At 59.1% G+C, this 20,603-nt stretch carries 23 protein-coding genes and 2 pseudogenes; 17 read left to right on the forward strand and 8 right to left on the reverse strand.

Translation table 11 applies throughout. The features are described 5' to 3' along the window. The first annotated feature begins 3 nt into the window (after positions 1-3). The 7 genes and pseudogenes from atuC to F8N12_RS17255 all read left to right on the forward strand — a co-directional run bounded on the left by atuC (position 4) and on the right by F8N12_RS17255 (position 6,660). Positions 4-1,620: a geranyl-CoA carboxylase subunit beta gene (atuC, locus tag F8N12_RS17230; RefSeq protein ID WP_150581532.1), complete on the forward strand. Its 1,617-nt coding sequence runs from the start codon at positions 4-6 to the stop codon at positions 1,618-1,620. Between the two features lie 24 nt (positions 1,621-1,644). After that, positions 1,645-2,802 (forward strand): citronellyl-CoA dehydrogenase, encoded by a 1,158-nt coding sequence (atuD, locus tag F8N12_RS17235; protein ID WP_150581533.1) that lies wholly within the window; start codon positions 1,645-1,647, stop codon positions 2,800-2,802. Continuing rightward, positions 2,799-3,596 carry an enoyl-CoA hydratase/isomerase family protein gene (locus F8N12_RS17240; protein ID WP_150581534.1) on the forward strand — a complete coding sequence of 266 codons (798 nt, stop codon included), beginning with the start codon at positions 2,799-2,801 and terminating at the stop codon, positions 3,594-3,596. The genes atuD and F8N12_RS17240 overlap by 4 nt, the downstream gene beginning before the upstream one ends. A 134-nt stretch (positions 3,597-3,730) precedes the next feature. After that, positions 3,731-5,207 (forward strand): annotated as a pseudogene (locus tag F8N12_RS17245) (acetyl/propionyl/methylcrotonyl-CoA carboxylase subunit alpha); the annotation flags it as partial. Between the two features lie 134 nt (positions 5,208-5,341). Then, positions 5,342-5,692, forward strand: a pseudogene (locus F8N12_RS28290) (acetyl-CoA carboxylase biotin carboxyl carrier protein subunit); the annotation flags it as partial. A gap of 71 nt (positions 5,693-5,763) precedes the next feature. Beyond that, positions 5,764-6,306, forward strand: a complete 543-nt coding sequence (locus tag F8N12_RS17250; RefSeq protein ID WP_150581536.1) for an exonuclease domain-containing protein — start codon at positions 5,764-5,766, stop codon at positions 6,304-6,306. 69 nt (positions 6,307-6,375) lie between these two features. Further along, positions 6,376-6,660 carry a pyrimidine/purine nucleoside phosphorylase gene (locus F8N12_RS17255; RefSeq protein WP_150581537.1) on the forward strand — a complete coding sequence of 95 codons (285 nt, stop codon included), beginning with the start codon at positions 6,376-6,378 and terminating at the stop codon, positions 6,658-6,660. 68 nt (positions 6,661-6,728) lie between these two features. On the opposite strand, the gene F8N12_RS17260 is transcribed toward F8N12_RS17255, so the two are convergent. Together F8N12_RS17260 and F8N12_RS17265 are read right to left on the reverse strand one after the other, a co-directional pair. Beyond that, the gene (locus tag F8N12_RS17260; RefSeq protein WP_150581538.1) at positions 6,729-7,532 is read right to left on the reverse strand and encodes an MOSC domain-containing protein; all 804 of its coding nucleotides are present in this window, start codon (positions 7,530-7,532) and stop codon (positions 6,729-6,731) included. 90 nt (positions 7,533-7,622) lie between these two features. Then, a complete protein-coding gene (locus F8N12_RS17265) occupies positions 7,623-8,558 on the reverse strand; it encodes a chemotaxis protein CheV (RefSeq protein WP_150581539.1) in 936 nt (311 codons plus the stop codon). A gap of 441 nt (positions 8,559-8,999) precedes the next feature. Between F8N12_RS17265 and F8N12_RS17270 the strand changes: the two genes are divergently transcribed. The 3 genes from F8N12_RS17270 (at position 9,000) to F8N12_RS17280 (ending at position 11,347) form a co-directional block, all read left to right on the forward strand. Continuing rightward, positions 9,000-9,470, forward strand: a complete 471-nt coding sequence (locus tag F8N12_RS17270; protein WP_150581540.1) for a hypothetical protein — start codon at positions 9,000-9,002, stop codon at positions 9,468-9,470. A 327-nt stretch (positions 9,471-9,797) separates the two neighbouring features. Beyond that, positions 9,798-10,691 carry a sensor histidine kinase gene (locus F8N12_RS17275; RefSeq protein WP_150581565.1) on the forward strand — a complete coding sequence of 298 codons (894 nt, stop codon included), beginning with the start codon at positions 9,798-9,800 and terminating at the stop codon, positions 10,689-10,691. Further along, positions 10,688-11,347: a response regulator transcription factor gene (locus F8N12_RS17280; protein ID WP_150581541.1), complete on the forward strand. Its 660-nt coding sequence runs from the start codon at positions 10,688-10,690 to the stop codon at positions 11,345-11,347. Before F8N12_RS17275 ends, F8N12_RS17280 begins: the two co-directional genes overlap by 4 nt. Here the strand turns inward: F8N12_RS17280 and yegS are convergent. Then, a complete protein-coding gene (yegS, locus tag F8N12_RS17285) occupies positions 11,331-12,248 on the reverse strand; it encodes a lipid kinase YegS (protein ID WP_150581542.1) in 918 nt (305 codons plus the stop codon). The two genes, F8N12_RS17280 and yegS, sit on opposite strands and share 17 nt — an antisense overlap. A gap of 223 nt (positions 12,249-12,471) precedes the next feature. Here yegS and F8N12_RS27655 point away from each other — a divergent pair, with 223 nt between their 5' ends. Beyond that, entirely contained in the window at positions 12,472-12,807 is a 336-nt protein-coding gene (locus F8N12_RS27655; protein ID WP_191623178.1) for a hypothetical protein, read from the forward strand. 65 nt (positions 12,808-12,872) lie between these two features. On the opposite strand, the gene glp is transcribed toward F8N12_RS27655, so the two are convergent. Both glp and moaB read right to left on the reverse strand, forming a co-directional pair. Beyond that, entirely contained in the window at positions 12,873-14,099 is a 1,227-nt protein-coding gene (gene glp, locus F8N12_RS17295) for a gephyrin-like molybdotransferase Glp (protein WP_150581543.1), read from the reverse strand. Beyond that, positions 14,083-14,622, reverse strand: a complete 540-nt coding sequence (gene moaB, locus F8N12_RS17300) for a molybdenum cofactor biosynthesis protein B (RefSeq protein ID WP_150581544.1) — start codon at positions 14,620-14,622, stop codon at positions 14,083-14,085. The genes glp and moaB overlap by 17 nt, the downstream gene beginning before the upstream one ends. Positions 14,623-14,702: 80 nt before the next feature. Between moaB and mobA the strand changes: the two genes are divergently transcribed. Continuing rightward, positions 14,703-15,305, forward strand: a complete 603-nt coding sequence (mobA, locus tag F8N12_RS17305; RefSeq protein WP_150581545.1) for a molybdenum cofactor guanylyltransferase MobA — start codon at positions 14,703-14,705, stop codon at positions 15,303-15,305. 76 nt (positions 15,306-15,381) lie between these two features. Continuing rightward, on the forward strand, positions 15,382-15,603 hold the full coding sequence (locus F8N12_RS17310) for a YgdI/YgdR family lipoprotein (protein WP_150581546.1): 222 nt from the start codon (positions 15,382-15,384) through the stop codon (positions 15,601-15,603). Between the two features lie 70 nt (positions 15,604-15,673). Here the strand turns inward: F8N12_RS17310 and F8N12_RS17315 are convergent, their stop codons facing one another. From F8N12_RS17315 to F8N12_RS17325, 3 genes are all read right to left on the reverse strand, one after another. Continuing rightward, the gene (locus F8N12_RS17315; RefSeq protein WP_150581547.1) at positions 15,674-16,564 is read right to left on the reverse strand and encodes a pseudouridine synthase; all 891 of its coding nucleotides are present in this window, start codon (positions 16,562-16,564) and stop codon (positions 15,674-15,676) included. A 70-nt stretch (positions 16,565-16,634) separates the two neighbouring features. After that, positions 16,635-16,955 carry a transcriptional regulator gene (locus F8N12_RS17320; protein ID WP_028620692.1) on the reverse strand — a complete coding sequence of 107 codons (321 nt, stop codon included), beginning with the start codon at positions 16,953-16,955 and terminating at the stop codon, positions 16,635-16,637. 156 nt (positions 16,956-17,111) lie between these two features. Continuing rightward, the gene (locus tag F8N12_RS17325) at positions 17,112-17,348 is read right to left on the reverse strand and encodes a glutaredoxin family protein (RefSeq protein WP_150581548.1); all 237 of its coding nucleotides are present in this window, start codon (positions 17,346-17,348) and stop codon (positions 17,112-17,114) included. 207 nt (positions 17,349-17,555) lie between these two features. On the opposite strand from F8N12_RS17325, the gene F8N12_RS17330 reads away from it, so the two are divergent. The 4 genes from F8N12_RS17330 to F8N12_RS17345 all read left to right on the forward strand — a co-directional run bounded on the left by F8N12_RS17330 (position 17,556) and on the right by F8N12_RS17345 (position 20,524). After that, positions 17,556-19,268 carry a cation:proton antiporter gene (locus F8N12_RS17330; protein ID WP_150581549.1) on the forward strand — a complete coding sequence of 571 codons (1,713 nt, stop codon included), beginning with the start codon at positions 17,556-17,558 and terminating at the stop codon, positions 19,266-19,268. Between the two features lie 211 nt (positions 19,269-19,479). Next, complete coding sequence (locus F8N12_RS17335) at positions 19,480-19,794, forward strand: DUF883 family protein (protein WP_150581550.1); 315 nt, start codon at positions 19,480-19,482, stop codon at positions 19,792-19,794. Between the two features lie 2 nt (positions 19,795-19,796). After that, positions 19,797-20,186, forward strand: coding sequence for a phage holin family protein (locus F8N12_RS17340; protein WP_150581551.1), 390 nt, complete (start codon positions 19,797-19,799; stop codon positions 20,184-20,186). Then, positions 20,183-20,524 carry a hypothetical protein gene (locus F8N12_RS17345; protein WP_150581552.1) on the forward strand — a complete coding sequence of 114 codons (342 nt, stop codon included), beginning with the start codon at positions 20,183-20,185 and terminating at the stop codon, positions 20,522-20,524. The genes F8N12_RS17340 and F8N12_RS17345 overlap by 4 nt, the downstream gene beginning before the upstream one ends. Positions 20,525-20,603: the final 79 nt, after the last annotated feature.

Raw genomic sequence — 20,603 nt, forward strand, 5'->3', positions numbered from 1 at the left:
GCCATGCCGGTGATCCAGTCGCACATCGACCCGCACAGCGATCAATTCGCCAGCAATCGTGCCGCGATGCTGGTCGGCATCGAGCAGGTCCGGCAACTCGAGCAGAACGTGCTGAACAAAGCGGCAGAGGCCAAAGGCAAATTCGAAAAACGAGGGCAACTGTTGCCCCGCGAACGCCTCAACCTGTTGCTCGACCCGGGCGCCCCGTTCCTCGAACTGGCGAGCATGGCCGGTTATAAATTGCATGACGACAAGGACGGCAGTTCAGCCGGCGGCGGCTTGATTGCCGGGATTGGTTATGTGTCCGGGGTGCGCGTGCTGGTGGTGGCCAACAACAGCGCGATCAAGGGCGGGACCATTTCTCCCAGCGGCCTGAAAAAATCCCTGCGCCTGCAACAGATCGCCACCGAGAACAAACTGCCGGTGATCACCCTCGCCGAAAGCGGCGGCGCCAACCTCAATTACGCGGCGGATATTTTCGTCGAAGGTGCGCGCAGCTTTGCCAATCAGGCGCGGATGTCGGCCATGGGCTTGCCACAGATTACCGTAGTGCACGGCTCGGCGACCGCTGGCGGTGCGTATCAGCCGGGCTTGTCCGACTACGTCGTGGTGGTGCGGGGCAAGGCCAAGCTGTTTCTCGCCGGGCCGCCCTTGTTGAAAGCGGCGACTGGTGAAATCGCCACCGATGAAGAATTGGGCGGCGCTGAAATGCACGCGCAAGTCGCCGGTACCGCAGAATACCTGGCCGAAAACGATGCCGACGGCGTGCGGCAGGCGCGCGAGATCGTCAGCCTGCTGGGCTGGAACGAGCATCTGCCGTGGCTGGCCGAACGATCAGTGGACGAACCGCTCTACCCGATCGATGAATTACTGGGGCTGATCCCGGACGATCCGAAAAAACCTTACGACGTGCGGGAAATCATCGCGCGGATCGCCGATGGTTCGAGGTTTCTGGAGTTCAAAAGCGAGTTTGACCAGCAAACAGTTTGCGGTCATTTGCACATTCAGGGACGCGCTTGCGGCTTCGTCGGCAACAACGGCCCGATCACGCCCAAAGGTGCAAGCAAGGCCGCGCAATTCATTCAGTTGTGCGACCAGAGCCAGACGCCGTTGCTGTTTTTTCACAACACTACAGGCTTCATGGTCGGCACCGAGTCGGAGCAGCAAGGCGTGATCAAGCACGGCGCGAAGATGATTCAGGCCGTTGCCAATGCGCGGGTGCCCAAGCTGACGATTGTCGTCGGCGGCTCCTATGGCGCAGGCAACTACGCGATGTGTGGCCGTGGCCTGGATCCGCGCTTCATCTTCGCCTGGCCTAACAGTCGCACTTCGGTGATGGGCGGCGCCCAGGCCGGTAAAGTACTGCGCATCGTTACCGAGGCCAAACAGCTCAAGGAGGGTCTGGCCCCGGACCCGAAAATGCTCGACATGCTGGAACAGGTCACCGCGCAGAAGCTCGACAGCCAGTCCACCGCGCTGTACGGCAGCGCCAATCTGTGGGATGACGGTTTGATCGACCCCCGCGACACCCGGACCTTGCTCGGCTACTTGCTGGACATCTGTCACGAAGCCGAGGTGCGGCGGCTGCACCCCAACACTTTTGGCGTAGCCCGGTTCTGAACCGGCGAGAGGAGAACAATAAAAATGATCTTCACCCAGGAACATGAAGCACTGCGCCGCACGGTCCGCCAATTCGTCGACCACGAGATCAATCCGTATGTGGATGAATGGGAAAAAGCCGGGCGCTTCCCCATTCACGAGATTTTCCGCAAGGCCGGCGAACTCGGTCTGCTGGGCATTTCCAAGCCGGAGAAATTCGGCGGCATGGGGCTCGATTACAGCTACTCGATTGTTGCCGCGGAAGAGTTCGGCACCATTCACTGTGGCGGCATCCCGATGTCCATCGGCGTGCAGACCGACATGTGCACCCCCGCACTGGCACGCTTCGGTTCCGATGAATTGCGCGAAGAGTTCCTGCGCCCTGCGATCAGCGGTGAGCGGGTCGGCTGCATCGGCGTTTCCGAAGTCGGTGCCGGTTCCGATGTGGCCGGGTTGAAAACCTCGGCGCGCAAGGAGGGCGACGACTACGTGATCAATGGCAGCAAAATGTGGATCACCAACTCGCCGAGTGCCGACTTCATCTGCCTGTTGGCCAACACCTCTGACGACAAACCGCACATCAACAAGTCCCTGATCATGGTGCCGATGACCACGCCTGGGATCAGCCTCAGCTCGCACCTGGACAAGCTCGGCATGCGCAGTTCGGAAACCGCCCAGGTGTTTTTCGACGACGTGCGCGTGCCCCAGCGCAATCGCATCGGCCATGAAGGTGCCGGGTTCATGATGCAGATGCTGCAGTTTCAGGAAGAGCGATTGTTCGGGGCGGCGAACATGATCAAGGGCCTGGAATACTGCATCGACAGCACCATCGAGTACTGCACGGAGCGCAAGACGTTCGGCTCGGCGCTGATCGACAATCAAGTCATCCACTTCCGTCTCGCCGAGCTGCAAACCGAAATCGAGTGCCTGCGCGCGCTGGTCTATCAGGCCACCGAGCAATACATCAAGGGCCAGGACGTCACGCGTCTGGCGTCGATGGCCAAACTCAAGGCCGGGCGCCTGGGCCGCGAGGTCAGCGACAGTTGCCTGCAATATTGGGGCGGTATGGGTTTCATGTGGGACAACCCGGTGGCCCGGGCCTATCGCGACGTGCGCCTGGTGTCGATTGGCGGCGGCGCGGACGAAATCATGCTGGGCATCATCTGCAAACTCATGGGCACCTTGCCGGGGAAAAAGAAGTGAGCGCCCTGCCGGTTTGCCAGACGCTATTGCTCGAACTGCACAACGGCGTGCTGCACATCACCCTCAACCGCCCCGAAAGCCGTAACGCCATGAGCCTGCAGATGGTTGCCGAGTTGAGGTCGGTACTGGCGACGGTGCGCGACGATCGCAGTGTTCGGGCGTTGGTCATCGGTGGCGCCGGCGGGCATTTTTGCGCCGGCGGCGACATCCGGGACATGGCCGAGGCCCGCGCTCAGGGCGCTTCGGCGTACCGGGACTTGAATCGCGCATTCGGCGCGCTGTTGCAGGAAGTTCAGCACGCTCCGCAAGTGGTGATCACGGTATTGCAAGGCGCGGTGCTGGGCGGCGGTCTGGGCCTGGCGTGCGTCAGCGATGTCGCCCTTGCCGATCACCAGGCGCAATTCGGTCTGCCGGAGACCAGCCTCGGCTTGCTCCCTGCGCAGATTGCGCCGTTCGTGGTGCAGCGCATAGGCCTGACCCAGGCGCGACGGCTGGCGCTGACGGCGGCGCGTTTCGATGGCAGTTACGCGCGCAAGATCGGTCTGGTGCACTTCGTCGAACATGACGCCCAAGCGTTGGCCGAACGCCTCGATGAGGTGCTGGCGCATGTGTTGTGCTGCGCGCCCGAGGCAAATGCGCGAACCAAAAAACTTTTGCTGGCGAGTGCGGGGCAGCCGTCTGACGCCTTGCTTGATGAGGCCGCCACAGGTTTCAGCGAAGCGGTGACCGGGGCTGAAGGCGTCGAGGGGACGATGGCGTTCATGCAAAAGCGTAAGCCAGGTTGGGCGCCTTGAAAGCATCGCTGGCAAGCCAGCTCCTACACCATTTTTGCAGCCCGATCAGAATTTTTCAGACGCCATAAAACCTGGAGCTGGCTTGCCAGCGATGAGGCCTCCACTGTCACTGCAACAACCAAGGGAATAAAGGCATGCCGACCCTGAAAAAAATTCTGATCGCCAATCGCGGTGAAATCGCCTGCCGCATCCAGCGCACCGCGCAATCCCTGGGTTACCGCACCGTCGCCGTCTTCAGCGACGCCGACGCCGAGGCCCTGCACGTGCAAATCGCCGATGAGGCCGTCAACATCGGCCCGGCTGCCGTGCAGCACTCTTATCTGAACATTCCAGCCATCCTCGACGCCGCCCGGCGCACCGGCGCCGACGCGATTCATCCCGGTTACGGTTTCCTGTCGGAAAACGCCGAATTCGCCCTCGCCTGCCAACACGCCGGCTTCACCTTCATCGGCCCGAGTCCCGAGGCCATCGAGCTAATGGGCAGTAAACGCCTGTCGAAACTGGCCATGCTTGAAGCTGGTGTACCGTGCATCAAAGGGTACCAGGGCGCCGAGCAGGACGACGCGACTCTAAACCGTGAAGCCGAGCGCATCGGCTATCCGCTGATGATCAAGGCCAGCGCCGGCGGCGGCGGACGTGGCATGCGCCTTGTGCAGCATGCCGATGAGCTGTTCGAACAGTTGCGTACCGCACGCTCCGAAGCCCTTCACGGTTTCGGCAACGATGAATTGATTCTCGAACAAGCCTTGGTCGATCCGCGTCACGTGGAAGTGCAACTGTTCGGCGATCAGCACGGCAATCTGATCTACCTCGGCGAGCGCGACTGTTCGGTTCAGCGCCGGCATCAGAAAGTCATCGAAGAAGCACCCTGCCCGATCATGACCGCCGACCTGCGCCAGGCCATGGGCGAGGCGGCCCTCAAAGCCGGGCGTGCGGCGAATTATGTCGGCGCGGGTACGGTGGAATTTCTACTGGATGCGCGTGGGCAATTCTACTTCCTGGAAATGAACACCCGGCTGCAGGTGGAACACCCTGTGACCGAGCTGATCACCGGCCTCGATCTGGTGGCCTGGCAACTGCTGGTTGCTGAAGGCTTGCCGCTGCCGCTGAGTCAGGCGCAGGTGCAACTCACCGGCCACGCCATGGAAGTACGGCTGTATGCCGAGGACCCGGCTCGGGATTTCCTCCCGCAAACCGGGCGAATCGTTGCCTGGCAACCCGCACTGCAAGAGGGTGTGCGGATCGACCACGGACTGATCGAAGGCCAGTCGGTCAGCGCTTTCTACGACCCCATGCTGGGCAAGATCATCGCGCACGGAGCAACCCGCGAGGAGGCCCGCCGCAAGTTGCTGCGGGCGGTCCAGGACAGCGTGCTGCTCGGCGTACAGAGCAATCAGCGCTTGCTGGCCGGGCTGCTCGAACATCCGCAATTCATCGACGGCCAATTCAGCACGGGATTCATTCCAGCCTGGTTCAGCGACCATCCTTGCCTGCAACCGCACGTACCGGACGCCAGGGAGCTGGCGATTGCGGCGGCCTTGTTTTATCAAGCGGCGACGCTCGCGCACCCCCCCGCGCTGGCGGGCTGGAGAAACAACGCCTGCGCGCCGCTGAACTATCGCATCGGCCAGGACGACCAGCAATGGCCGGTGCAACTCCTGGCAGTGCGTGGTGCAGCCTGTCAAATTGAAGTGGCCTCGCAGGTATTTCAGCTGAACGTTCTGGCGTGCGACGGCCGCTGGGCCACGCTGCAGATCAATGGCGTCCGCCAGCGTTTTGCCTATCGGCATGAGGCCGGGCAGCTCTGGTTATGGACACGCCAGGGCGGCCTGCACCTGCTGGATCGGACCCAGGCGCTGAGCAGCGGCGGCACGCGTGTCACCAGCGGCACGCTCAAGGCGCCCATGGACGGGGCCATTGTTGATGTATTGGTCGCTGAAGGTTCACAGGTCAGCAAGGGCCAATTGCTGGTGGTGCTTGAGGCGATGAAGATGGAGCATCCGCTGAAGTCAGGTATCGACGGCGTGCTCAAACGCCTGCAGGTCAAAATCGGCGATCAGGTAAAAAATCGGCAGATCCTGCTGGAGGTTGAATAAGCCGCTAGGCGTATTCACGGCGTTTGGCTACGCTCAAGGCCTATCAGGACGCGGATATCAGGAACCCTGCAATGCCTCACTGGCTGGTCATTGATCTGGAAGCCACCACCGATGAGGGTGGCTGGCCTGTCACGGAAATGGAGATCATCGAAATCGGTGCCACACTGGTGGACCGCCAAGGTCGCGAACTGGACCATTTCCAGCGCTTCGTGCGTCCTTTGCGGCGCCCACTGCTGACCACGTTTTGTCGGGCATTGACCCACATCACCCAAGACAATATCGACAGCGCAGAACCGCTCACTCATGTGTGGACGGCCTTCGAACGCTGGCTCGGTCAGCATCATTCACGTCTTGAAGGCTGGGCCAGCTGGGGTGACTACGATCGCCAGCAGCTGGTGCAGGAGTGGCAGAGACTGCAACTCGTCAGCGCCTTGAGCGGTGTACCGCACATGAACCTCAAACAGCGGTTCGCCAAGGCGCGGCGTCTGGAGCGGCCACCAGGGCTCAACGGTGCATTGCAACTGGCAGGCATGCAGTTCAATGGGCAGCAACACCGGGCGCTGGCAGATGCGCGCAACACGGCACGGCTGTTGCCGCTGGTCCTGCCGCTTTAGACAGGTGACTGCGCCAGGGGCCTTGTGCATACTGGCCGGCCCTTTTCAGCCCTTTTCGAGGAACCGCCCATGTTTAAAGTCAACGAGTACTTCGACGGCACCGTCAAGTCGATCGCCTTTGGCACCCCTGAAGGTCCGGCGACCATCGGCGTCATGGCACCGGGCGAATACGAATTCGGCACCAGCCAGCGTGAAATCATGCACGTGGTGACAGGCGCTCTGACGGTCAAACTGCCACACAGCAGCGACTGGGAAACCTTCGCAGCCGGCAGCCAGTTCAACGTGCCGGCCAACAGCAAGTTCCAACTGAAAGTAGCCGTCGACACCGCATACCTGTGCGAATACCGCGGCTGATCAGCGGGTTCATCGCGCAAAAAAAATGCCCGTGTCCAACGACACGGGCATTTTTCATTCAGGCTGATTTATTCCAGAACCGTCACCGGCATGCCCACTTCGAGCTGGCCGAAGCCATCATTGACCAGATTCTGTCCAAACATCGCGCCGTCTTCCTGCGCACGGTATTTCTGCAAAGTTGCCAGCGGCTCGCGATCAGCACTGCGCTCCCCGGTTTGCGGGTCGACAGTGGTCAGAATGCAGCGTGAACACGGCTTGACCACGCGAAATTCCACATCACCGATACGGATACGTTTCCAGCCATCTTCAGCAAACGCCTCGCTGCCCTCAATCACCAGGTTCGGTCGAAATCGCAGCATTTCCAGCGGGCGTCCGACTTTTTGTGACAAGTCTTCCAGCGAACCCTGGCCGATCAGCAACAGCGGGAAGCCGTCGGCGAACGCCACCTGATCATCGTCGTTGCCATAACCGGACTGCGTCATGCGCGCACGCTCGAGGGGGATCTGCACCAGGCGAGTCGGCTTGCCAATGAAGTCGCTGACCCAGGCGCCAGCGGCATCTCCGGCATCCGGCACCCGCAGGCTGTCGCGAAAAATGGTCACACCGCGCAGTTCGGCATCAGCGCCCGGCAGCGCGATCTCAATCGCCGAGTGACCCGGTGCACTGAGCGTGAGGCCTCCCTCGGCATTCCACACCGCCGACAACTGACTCATCTGGCCGACCACGCGCTGGCTCAGAAATCGTCCACTGGCCTCGTCCACCAGCATCCAGCGTCGATCCCCATCCAGCCCCAATTTATCCAGGCTGATGTTTTGCAAGGGCTCGGCCTTGCAGGATTTCAACGGGTAACGATAAAGCGCGCTCAGACGCATGGCCAGCTTCCTGGTGAGTAAAAACGCCACCCTATACGAGCCTGATCACTGAATCAAAGGCTGACACCAAGTCAGCCATGATCGGTGCTATCAGGCAGGCACTTCATCGAGCATCAGGCGCTGACGTACCACATCGACAAGCTTGTCCGGCTGGAATTTGGAGAGGAAATTGTCGCAGCCTACTTTCTTCACCATCGAGTCATTGAAGCTGCCGGACAGTGAGGTGTGCAACACCACATACAGGCTACGCAGGCGTGGGTCGTTACGGATCTCCGTGGTCAGGCGATAACCGTCCATTTCCGGCATTTCAGCGTCGGTGAAGACCATCAACAGTTTGTCGGTCATGTTGGCACCGGTGTCGGCCCATGCCTTGAGCATGTTCAACGCCTTCAAGCCGTCACTGGCCACATGCATCTTCACGCCCAACTGGCCCAGGGTGTCACGCAACTGCGAAAGCGCCACCTTGGAGTCGTCGACCAGTAACACCTCACGGCCACGGGCGAGTTCGAGGACTGGATCGTCGAGTTTTTCCCGGGACACTTTGGCGTTATAGGGGACAATTTCGGCCAGGACTTTTTCAACGTCGATGATTTCCACCAGTTGATCGTCGACCTTGCTGATGGCGGTCAGGTAATGCTGACGGCCGGCGCTGGTTGGCGGCGGCAGGATGGCTTCCCAGTTCATGTTGACGATGCGGTCGACACCACCGACGAGGAAGGCCTGCACCGAGCGGTTGTACTCGGTGACGATGATTGTACTGGTCGGGCTCGGCACCAGTGGACGCATGCCGATCGCCTGCGACAAGTCGATTACCGGCAACGTCTGGCCACGCAGGTTGACCACGCCGCAGACAAACGGGTGACGCTGAGGCATCAGGGTCAGCTTGGGCAGTTGCAAGACTTCCTGCACCTTGAACACGTTGATCGCAAACAGTTGCCGCCCGGCCAGGCGAAACATAAGGATTTCCAGGCGATTCTCACCCACCAGTTGTGTGCGTTGGTCTACCGTGTCGAGAATGCCGGCCATCAATGACTCCTGGGCTTGTTCTGATGAATTCACTAAAGAGGGTTATCGGCTGTAGTTGCTGGACCTTGACCACCCATGTACGCCGACCGCCGGCATTGATGTCACATTAACATCATGCTTTACTGAGCCCCAGTATTTCTGCGCAGCAAATTCCCCGCAGGACCGCAGTTCCCGCCTGAGGTTCCCCTATCTAAGGGATTCCCCTAGCTGCCATCAGGCCCAACCTGATATTCGCAGTATCCAATAGCCATTAATGTGACGCCATTCTCACTGTATGAACGGAGTCAGGCTTTTGTGTGCGTTAACAGGTCAGCGGCCATCCGCCCCCTTGATTCAAGCCATCCGTACAGGTGGGCGACGCGCGAAAGCACAAGAGCACCGCTACTCAGGCATCCCGATCGATGACATCCCCCCATTTGACATGGCGTTATGGAGGTAAACATGACGAACGATCGTAAAGAGTGGTCCCGACGCCTTCCGCAATTTCTCGTCGAAGCGGAAAGCCTTCTGGCCAGATCGGAAGAATGCCTGAGCCATTTGCAGCTGATCAGCAACGACAAGGACGCCATCGACTGCATCTTGAGCACGCTGCTCAAACTGGCCAGCAAGGCCGATGCCCTCGCCCTCGCTGCCGTTTCGGAATTTTCGCTGCACATCCACGGCTTGTTGAACCATGCCCAGCATCAGGCCGACCTTCATGATCAAGCACTGAGCGCGCTGAAGGACTGTTTTACGCTGATGGCCTGGCAACTGGAGCTGATCGATGAGCGGACCGGAAAACTTGCTCTGGATGACAGCGAGCAGACCTCTTTGATCGAGGCGCTCGCCTTCCACGTCGGCCACGGGCCATTTCAACTACCTGCCGGTACACGACCGTTCACGCGCATTTCTTTCATGGAACGACAGGCCTAGCTCAATCCGGTATCAGCGTATCCGGCTAAAACGGGGAGTGTTGCGACTATGCCCGTTAACTGTGTCGGTCATGGAGTTGTTAACGATCAGTGACGACTCGACCTATGAAAACCTGGCGGATACAGAAGTTTCATTGTGCAAGTGCCTGCCCGCCAGGCTTACTCCAAAGTGTATTTCGGGGTGATGCCAGACGCGACCAACGGAAAACGAGGTGCTACCATGCCGTCCGTTAGTTGACGTCAATTTTCAGCACAGTGACTCACACACAGATCCGTCATTCAGACTGACTGGTCTGCCCGCAGCGAACATCCATTGGCTCCATCCGCTATGCACGCCAGCCTCAAGTCAATCCGCATATGGTCACCTTCCCGAGACAATGCACGGCGGCTCACCCTTTTTCTGTGCACCGGTTCGACCCTTGGCAGCGCGCTGATTTGCAGTTTGTCCGTGCCTCTGCCTCCAGGCCTGCTGGCTATCAATATGGTGGCGCTCGCCTGTGTCTGGCTGCAATACCATCTTTCCCGCCAATCAATAAATTTTGAACCTCAGGAACTGGCTGACAGATTGCTGAAGGTCCAGGAAAACGAACGCCACCGGCTCAGCCGGGAATTGCACGACGACATTGGTCAGCTGCTAACGGCCGCAAAACTTCAGAGCGACTGGCTCAAACGCCGGATGCCCGAAGAATTGCGGGACCACTGCGCCCTGCTTGACGCAACGCTGGAAGAAACCCTGGCGAAAGTCCGGGACGTATCAGCCATCCTGAATCCGCGGCAACTGGCCAGCCTCGGTCTCGAAGCCAGCTTGCGGGCGCATCTGCTCAAGACCATGGCCAATACCTCCATGCACTGGAGCCTGGAATGCCAGTCGCATCTGACCGGAGTCGCAGAAGAACTGGCGGTGGCAATTTTTCGAATCACCCAGGAAGCCATCACTAATATCCTGCGCCATGCCCAGGCCGGAAATCTCCTGGTTCGCCTGCAACGTCTGCCCCAAGGCCTGACGCTGCTGATCAGTGACGATGGCATCGGCTTTGCTCCCGCACTCGACCCCGGACGCGAAGGCCAGCGCGGCATGGCCGGCATGTTGGAACGGGCCGAACAACTGGGCGGTACACTGACTGTCAGAAGTGAACCGGGCAAAGGTACTCACATCGAAGCGCTCTTTCCATGGGCGCCGCGCGCGCTAGAACGGGCCAGTACAGATAAGGTCATGCGTTGATTTGTAACTTGCTTCTGGTGGATGACCACTCACTGATCAGGGCCGGCGTCCGTGCGCTGGTGCAGGATATACCGGGCTACGCGGTCGTTGGCGAAGCCAGTGACGGTTCTCAGCTGCTGGAAATGGTCGAGCGCCTGTCTCCGGATATTGTGTTGCTGGACATCTCGATGAAAGAGACCGGCGGCCTCAAGGCGCTGCAGCGGCTCAAACGAGTGCGGCCGCAGAGCAAAGTGCTGATCCTGTCGATGCACACCGACCCAGCAGTCATCATGCAAGCGCTGGAATCCGGAGCTCATGGCTATTTGCTCAAGGACACCACGGCGACCGAACTCGAACATGCCCTCGACGCTTTACGAAGCAACGAGCGCTATCTAAGCCCCGCCATTGCCCACACGGTGATCAGCCAAGCGCTGGGCCGCGGTGCAGGGCCTCAACAGGAACCGCCAGATGCGCACAATCTGACCGCGCGCCAATTGGAAATCCTGCGGCTGATCGTGCGCGGAAAGTCCACTCGGGAAATCGCCAATGGCCTGGGCCTGAGCATCAAAACGGTCGAAACCCACCGATCACAAATCATGAAGCGCTTGCAGATCCATGACGTGGCGGGCCTGGTGCTGTTCGCGGTGCGCGAGCAAATCATCAGTCTGGACGACTGACCACCGCAGTACTACTCAGCAGCGGTGAGTCCGGCGGCAGATGCACGCGCAGCGCTGCCGGGCGCGCCGAAAAACGCATGCTTTCGCCTTCCAGCGGCTCACCGTCGAGATTGATATAAAGGCCTTCAGCAACTTTCAATTCAACCCATGGCAGGCGCGCCCGCACGAACATGTTGTCAATGCCGAAGCCGTCCGTCAGCAAGTCCCGCAACGTCCCTACCAGTTCCTGCGGCGCAGGCAGAATGCTGATATCCAGCAAGCCATCATCCGCCAATGCGTCAGGGCACAGCACATGACCGCCGCCAGCCTGTCGGCCATTGCCGATGCCCAACGCCAGCAATTCGCCGCTCCAGTGGAAGTCCGGTCCCTGCAGCTCGCCATAGGCGGCGTGCAACTCGCTGAACCGCGATAAACCGGTAAACAGATACGCAGCGCCGCCGAGCACCTTTTTCAAGTCCTCAGAGGTGTTGGCCGTCACCTGGCTGCCGAAACCTCCGGTGGCCATGTTCAAGAACACTTGCCCACCGACTTCGCCAAGATCTATCGCCTGAGGTTCCACGTCCAACAGATCGAGGGCCTGATCAGGCGCCAGCGGCACGCCGGCAGCCCGCGCGAAATCGTTGGCGGTGCCCAAGGGCAGAAGCACCAGACTGGCATCGGCTGGATGTGCAGCCATGGCTTCGGCGACGTCTCGCAAAGTCCCATCGCCGCCGCCGGCAATAATCCGCGAATAGCCCGCCGCCAGCGCTTCATCGACCAACCGTTGAGCGTCGCCACCTTCCCAGGTCACTCGCACCGCCAGCTCCCAGCCTTGGGCACGTTTGACCTCGACTGCCGCGCGGACCTCTTCGTTGAGCGCTTGCTTGCCGTGCAGAATCAACAGCGCCTTGCGTTCGCTCATTTTGTTTACTCCTCTGATGATTCCCGTGTGAGGCATGTGGACCTCGTGTGAGCCGATAAAAGTCTCAACAAGGTGAATTATTTCCGATCAGCGCCATTGGGTCATGAACGGCGGGATTTTTCCTACAAAAAGTGAGGAATCGGCTCAATTGACCCGCCCGGTGAATTGGTTCAAGTTGCTGTTACGGTTTATCAATCATCAGCAGGAAATACAGGGACGTATGATGCACAGCCATCAACACGGGCTGTCGGGCTCGCCGGCCCTTCCGCTCGCAGAACGACGGAGCAACCACATCACAACAAGCGAATGCCGCCGCTGCGCCAAAACCAATGGAGAAGATGAAATGGAGACTCGTGTCGTTGAACTGGAGGCTCGTGTCGATGAACTGGGAACCCACCTGAAGTACATCCGCAGAGACATGGAGGAAATCCGTGCCGATGTCAGATCCATCAAACACCGGTTTGCCTACGCCGCAGGTGGAACAGTCGTGGTGATAGGGCTTCTGGGCTGGATTGCGAACAGCCGTTTCGACCAGTTGGTGGCACTGCTCGCTCGGTGACTATCGCGACAGACGCCAGACCCGGTTCGCCGGAACCGGGTAGGCGGTAACTGTGGAAAAGGAGATCAGCCCAGCAGTTCACTCAGCGGAATAAACATGACGTTTTCTCCGGCCGACAACGTACGATCCTCCAACATTTCAACCAGACCATCAGCCCATGCCGCGCTACGCAACACGCCGGAGCTCTGGTTTTTGTAAACGATTGCCCGCCCCTGCTCCAGGCGGCCTCGGAGATATTCGCGGCGGTTACCTGGTTTCAACCAGTCGAAGCCCGCAGGCACCGAAAACTTCAACGGCTCGACATTCTGGACGCCTTGACGACGTAACAGATAGGGCCTTGCGAGCAGCGCGAACGTCACCAGGGTAGAGGCTGGATTGCCGGGCAAACCAATCACCGGCACGCCACGAAAATGCCCGAATGTCAGCGGCTTCCCTGGCTTGATCGCCAGCTTCCACAGGGCCAGTTCCCCCTCTTCCCTCAGCGCGATACCCAGGAAGTCCGCCTCGCCCACCGAGACGCCTCCGGTCGAGAGGATCAGGTCTACGTCTTTCAACTCGCCAAGGCGAGCGCGGGTGACCGCCAGATCGTCGACCAGAATGCCGGCATCGATCACTTCACAACCCATGCGTTGCAACCAACTGCAGAGCAGCATCCGATTGCTGTTGTAGATTTGCCCGGGCCCTAGCGAAGTCCCTGGTTCCACCAGCTCATCACCTGTGGACAGCACGGCGACGCGCACGCGACGTATCACCTCCAGCTCAGCGCAACCCAGCGAGGCTGCGAGCCCCTGCTCGATCGGACCCAGGCGCGTACCGGCAGGAAGCACCCGGTCACCGACCGTAGTTTCCTGGCCGCGAGGACGGATATTCTGGCCAGCGCTCAACGCTTGCGTGAATACCATTCGTAGATCGGCCTGGATGTCGGCGTTTTCCTGCATTTCAACGCAATCGGCGCCTTCGGGAACCGGAGCCCCGGTGAAGATTCGCGCGCAGGTGCCAGGCTCCAAGGGCGGCGGAGCCGTGCCGGCGAAGACCTTCTGACTGACCAGCATCGGCTCTCCCTTCCAGTCAGCCACCCGCAAGGCATAGCCGTCCATGGCGCTGTTGGGCCACGGTGGCAGATCCAGCGTCGAGATCAGGTCATCGGCCAGCACGCGGCCATTAACCTGCGACAGCGGCAAGCGCTCGCGCTCCTTGATGGGCGAGGCGTCGGCCATTTCCAGCAAACGCGCCAACGCCACCTCAACCGCCACCAGGCTGCCGGTCTTGCCCGGCTTACCCGCGGGATTCACAAGGTGCCGCCTGCTTCAAGTGGGCCACAAAATTGCACGGGCGGTGCCGTGAATCCAGCTGCTCGCCGAGAATGCCATCCCAACCGGTGCGTACCGCATTGGTCGAGCCTGGCAAGCAGCAGACGAGCGTGCCATTGGCCAACCCGGCCAATGCGCGGGACTGGACGGTTGAGGTGCCTATATCGACTACGGAAATCTGCCGGAACAGTTCGCCAAAGCCATCGACTTGCTTGTCCAGCAGACAGCTTACTGCCTCGGGCGTACTGTCGCGTCCGGTGAAGCCGGTGCCGCCCGTGATCAGCACAACCTGAACCACGTCGTCGGCAATCCAGTTGGCCACTTGCGCGCGGATTTTGTAGAGATCATCTTTGAGCAGCACCCGAGCCGCGAGGTGATGCCCGGCAGCGCTCAAACGATCAACGAAAACCTGGCCCGAGGTATCGGTTTCCAGAGTACGGGTGTCGCTGACAGTCAGCACAGCAATATTGAGCGGTGCGAAAGGTACTTCAGCCTTGGCGTTCATAGGCTCGTCCAGTTGTAGGATAAACAGCCCGGTGTTATATCACAGCGCCTCATTTTTTTGCCGCCGCCTGGAGACCTCTCATGACCTGGAATGCACATTTGCCGCCGTGTTCCATTCTGCTTTTGGCAGGTGGCCGTGGTCAACGCATGGGGGGGCAGGACAAAGGCTTGCTGGAGTGGCAGGGCGAGCCACTGATCGCGCACCTGCATCGCAAGACCCGCTCGCTCAGTGATGACCTGATCATTTCCTGCAACCGCAATCTGGAACGCTACGCACTTTACGCTGACCAATTGGTGCATGACGACCAGGGAGATTTTCCCGGTCCCCTGGCGGGTATTCGTGCGGGGTTGAAAGCCGCCAGGCATGATTTCCTCATGGTGCTGCCATGCGACGTACCGCGCGTTGATACGGCACTTTTGCAAAGCTTGCGCGAAACCGCCAGCGCGCAACCGGGAAAACCGGTGATGGTGCGTCATGGTGATCATTGGGAACCGCTGCTGTGCCTTATCCCGATTGCCCTGCGGGAGGCGTTCGACGATGCCTGGAATAGCGGAGAGCGCAGCCCGGGCCGAATCATGCGAAAACTGGACGCGAGCGCCGTGCAATGCTCCGACAACGACCCCCGCCTGGCAAATCTGAATACCCCACAATTGCTGAGCGCACATAACACCGTGTCAGATTGACACTAGCCAAGGAACTTGCGTGCGTTGTATACGTCTCAAGGTCAGTACCCAAAGATTTCTTATCGGAGACACACTCATGACTCAACGGACCCTCGCCACTTTCATGCTCGCACTGGGCCTCGCTACCCTCGCTGGTTGCGCATCGCCTACCGTGATCACCTTGAATGATGGTCGCGAAATCCAGGCCGTCGACACGCCCAAATTTGACGAAGAAGCCGGTTTCTACGAATTCGAGCAACTGGACGGCAAAGAGACCCGCGTCAACAAGGATCAGGTTCGCACGGTCAAAGAGCTGTAATTTGCAGTTTTGACGGCAAATACAGAAAAGCCCGCTAAATGCGGGCTTTTTAGTGACTGCAGATTGGCGGTCACCATTGCAAGGTGATAGCGCTCTCGAAGATCCTTCGCTGCCCGGTCAGCGGATCGATAAACCGAAGTCCCTGAGCGAGCAGTTTCAAAGGATTGGCATAGTCGTCAGCAGCATCCTTGAGCACGTGCGGATAAAACGGGTCGTTACAGATACCCGCACCGAGCGCAGCCATGTGTACTCGCAATTGGTGCTTCTTGCCTGTGACCGGGTAAAGCGCGTAGCGCCATAAATCGCCATGTTTTTCCCTGACATCGACGGTCGTCTCGGTGTTGCTGACACCCGCCCCTTCCTGCATGCGAAAAAAAGGCTGACCTTCGACGAGTCTGCTTTTGTGCACCCGGGGAAACGCAAGGTCGGGTAACGCGCGGGCTATTGCCTCATAGCGTTTTTCGATCTGCCGAGTAGGAAACAGCGACTGATAGGCAGAACGGGTCTGCGGATTAGCCGAAAACATCACAAGCCCTGCGGTGTGTCGATCAATACGATGCAGGGGTACCAGATGCGGGTTGTCGAGACGATGAATGAGGCGCCGCAGCAATGTCTGCTCGACGTATTCGCCGGCTGGTGTCACCGGCAGGAAATGCGGCTTGTCCGCGATCACCAGATGCTCATCGGCATACAGAATCGACTCGGTAACGGGAATAGGCTTTTCATCGCGCACCTCACGAAAATAATGAATGCGCAGACCTTCCTTGTAGGGCAGATCAACCGTGATGGGGGTGCCCTGCCCGTCAAGGACCCGCCCCCGGGCAATGCGGTCCAGCCACTGCTCCCGGTCGATGGCACTGAAATGCTCACACAAGCAATCGAGCACCGTCCGCCACGCACCCGGGGGCAAATACAATGTGCTCGCCTGACGGTGTGCAGCGGAAAAAGATGAAGTGGACATACCGACGATAACCCTCAATGCAGGGCGGCATTATCCAGCAGTGCTTCACGTGAACCTAGTACGATTTCAATCAGGCCGGTATCGACTGCGTCCGCGCGGCTTCATCCGTGAACTCCTTGAGCCAGCGCAACACATCCACCGCCTCCCAGCGAACCGGATCGTAAAGCGCGTAGAGCAAACCCTGATAGCCCACGACATCCAGCTGCCGGTGATAACCGGCCCGTTGGAACAACGCTTCAATTTCGGCGAAACAGGTATTGAAATGCAGTTTGTTGAAAGGTGTTTTCCGCTCCGTGACCAGACCATCCAGCCGCAGCTCGTGAACGGCCTCACGCACCACGTCTACCGACATCCGGTTAACGCTTTTCTTCAACTGTTCGACATTGACCACAATTCAACCCTCTGCTTCCGGGATTGCCTGCCATCCTGACGATCAACGCGCAGAATCAGGCAATCAGAATAACTGTATGAACATACAGTAACCGAACGAGGGGACTTTCGCCAATGCCGTAGGCGCAGAACGACGGATGGATTGCGAGTAATGCGGTCAGCGCAAAAACTCTGCGACCTGATTTCCATCAAACGGCCACTCAAGTTCAGCGCCGGTATCGACGCGTCGCAGTACCGGAATACGCAAGCCGTAGTCTTCCACCCAGCCTTCGTTATCTGCGATATCAACCAGTTCGACCAGCAACCCATGTTCGACGAACTCCATCAGTATGGCTTCCGCGACTTCACACAGGTGGCACCCCAAGGTGCCGTACAGCTGACATTCAGATGGCATGACCAACAGACCTTATCAAGTAGAAGCCCAGTTTAGGCCTGCGCTGAACAGCAGTCGAGCTGCTCGATTGCTATCGGTAAAACGACTGATGGCGAAGGTTATCCATAGACTCCTGACTCAAATCACCCTGTAGAACGCCACATGGGCCATCATCACAACCATTTTCGCTCTACGCTTGAGTAGTCCGAATCCTGAACTGGAGATGACGTGTTCGCCAACCTGCTGATCATTCTCGCTTCCTCCCTGGTAGTGATTGCCTTGTTCCAGCGCCTGCGCCTGCCCCCGGTGCTGGGCTATCTGTGCGTGGGGCTGATGATCGGACCGACCGCTTTCAACTGGGTCAACGAAAACGAAGACCTGCCTGACCTCGCCGAGCTGGGCGTGGTGTTCCTGCTGTTTTCGCTTGGACTGGAGTTTTCCCTGTCGAAAATGATCGCCCTGCGCAAGGTCGTCTTCCGGTTGGGTGGCCTGCAGGTAATGATCACGGGGGCGATCCTGGGGGCGTTGTTAATGTGGATGGGCATGCCGCCCACCGCCGCGTTGCTTCTCGGCGCTGGCCTGGCCCTTTCCTCAACTGCCATTGTCAGCAAGGAGCTGGGCAGTCTCGGCGAGATTTTCAGCAGTCATGGCCAGAACGCCATTGCAGTGCTGCTGTTTCAGGATGTGGTCGCGGTCCTGTTGCTGACGTTGGTGCCGGTGTTCGCCGGCAGCAGCGATCAAGCCTGGTACTGGGCCCTGCCAATGACGTTGATCAAGACGGTGGTCTTGTTCATCGGCCTGCTGGCGGCCAGTCGCTGGTTGCTGCCGCGCCTGTTTCATGAGGTAGCCGCCGCCCGTTCTGCCGAGCTGTTTGTTCTGCTGGCGCTGGTGATTGTCCTGTTGACGGCCTGGCTGACGCACTTGATGGGTCTCTCGCCTGCGCTGGGGGCATTCCTTGCGGGCATGCTACTGGGCGAGAGTCACTATCGGCATCAGATCGAAGCTGACATCCGGCCATTTCGCGACATATTCCTCGGGGTGTTTTTCGTCAGCATCGGCATGTTGATCGATGTGCAGCTGTTCGTCAGTCATACCCTGATGATCCTCGGTCTGACCCTGGGTTTGCTGCTGATCAAAGGTTGTGTGGTGGCGCTGCTGGTTAAATGGCGTGGCAGTGACATCGAAACTGCCTGGCGCAGTGGCCTGGCACTGGCCCAAGGGGGTGAATTCTGCTTCGCGCTAATGGCGCAGATGCAACAGAACGACATGATGCCGGCTGAGTTCAGTGGACCACTGCTGGCCGCGACATTCTGTTCGATGCTGCTGACACCGTTGCTGCTGCGCGCCGCGCCACGCATAGCCCTGAGTTTGCACCGCAAACCCAATGAAGAAGCGAAGCTGGAAGAAATCAGCGCGCTCAATGCCGATCTGACCCATCACGTGGTGATCTGTGGCTACGGTCGTGTCGGCCAATCCATCGGCCGTGTCTTGCGCAATGAAGGTCAGCCCTATATAGCGCTCGACAGCGACCCGGTAAGGGTTCAGGAAGCCGCCGTCGCTGAAACCTGCGTACATTATGGCGACTCTCGCCGCGGCGAACTGCTGGTCGCGGTGGGCCTGGAACGCGCGCGCCTCATGGTCATTGCGGTGGATCAGACCGATATCGCCCTACTGATCCTCAAGGAGGCTCGCCGATTCAATCCGCTGGTGCCGATACTGGTGCGAACCCGCGACGACAGCATGCTGACCGAATTGAAAGCCGCAGGCGCCACTGAAGTGGTACCGGAATTGCTCGAATCCAGCCTGATGCTCGCCTCTCATGCATTGATCATGCTGGGTTTGCCAGCTGATCAGGTGCAAAGTCGAGTCGATCAGGCACGGCGTAACCGTTATCGATTGCTGCACGGTTTTTATCCCGGCTCCGACGGTGAAGAAGACTGAATCTCAGGGCCGGTCGCGCGTTGCTGGACAATCCCCTGCGCGCAATCCTGCTGTTTGCGTTAAGGTTTTAATTCCCCCACGCCCAGTGATCAAGCAGATATGTCTCTCGATGCACCAATACGTCGCATCGTTCGGACTGCTCATTTTCAAATGAACCTTCAAGCAAGGCTCATACTCGAACGCAACAGAAAGCCACTCACGGAGATCACCCATGGCCAGCATCAAGGCAACGACTGCTCAAGAAATTCTGATGAACGATTTTCAGACACTGGTCAGCGATACCGAACGGTTACTGGAACACACCAAGACCCTGGCCGGCGATCAGGCAGACGAGCTGCGTGAGCAAATCCATAACAGTCTGCTCCAGGCTCGCGAGACCTTGAAAATGACCGAGGAGTCCCTGCGCGAGACAGGCATGGCTGCAGTCACTGCCACGGAAGATTATGTACAGGCCAACCCGTGGCAGTCGGTAGGTATCGCGGCTGGCGTCGGGTTCCTGGTGGGCCTGCTGGCCACTCGGCGCTGATCATGGCGATCGGCGAATCCGGCCCGTCAATTGCGGGTCAAAGCTCCTCACCGCGGCGTCTTGGTGCCGCTTTCCTCGGATTGCTACACAGTCATGTCGAGCTGTTCGGCATCGAGTTGCAGGAACAAAAGGCGCGCACCGTCAGTTTGCTGCTTTTTGCAGGCCTGGCGCTGGTCTTTGGTTTACTGTTGCTGGTAGGCCTGTCGACGCTGGTGTTGATCCTTTTCTGGGACACCTATCGTCTGCCCGCCATCAGCGGACTTTGTGTGTTCTATACCCTCGCCTGTATTTTCTGCGGGATGCGTCTGAAAGCGGCGATTTTTGATGAGTCTTCGCCCTTCCACGGCACCCTGGAAGAGCTGGCCAATGATCGGGAGCGCCTGTTGCCATGAAGCTGCCTGAAATGCCTCATAACAGCTCCCGTGCGGAAATGCGCAAGGCGTTGATTCGCCTGCGCATGGAAATGCATCGTCAGGAAATCCGCCAGGAATCCGCGCAATTGCTGCAGCCCTTGCACCGTGTACGCGGTATGTCGCAGAACCTGCAAGCGGGTTTCGGTATCAAACACGCTCCGCTCTGGGGCATGGCTGCGGTGACATTGCTGGGTTTTTTCACCGGCAAGGGCGCGAGGAGCGGCGGAACCAGTAGCGTGAGTCGACTGGTTCGACTCGGTACTACGCTTGGCCCACTGATCAAGCTGGTCATGCAGGGTTCCTCGCGTAAGCATTGAGCCACTATCTGGCTGCATTCTTGCACTGATACAGGTCCGAACCTCTTCGAGAGGTTCGGACCTGTGCGTCTGCCTGGCC

The organism is Pseudomonas fluorescens (genome assembly GCF_902497625.1).
In the GTDB taxonomy this organism is placed as follows: Bacteria; Pseudomonadota; Gammaproteobacteria; order Pseudomonadales; family Pseudomonadaceae; genus Aquipseudomonas; species Aquipseudomonas fluorescens_BQ.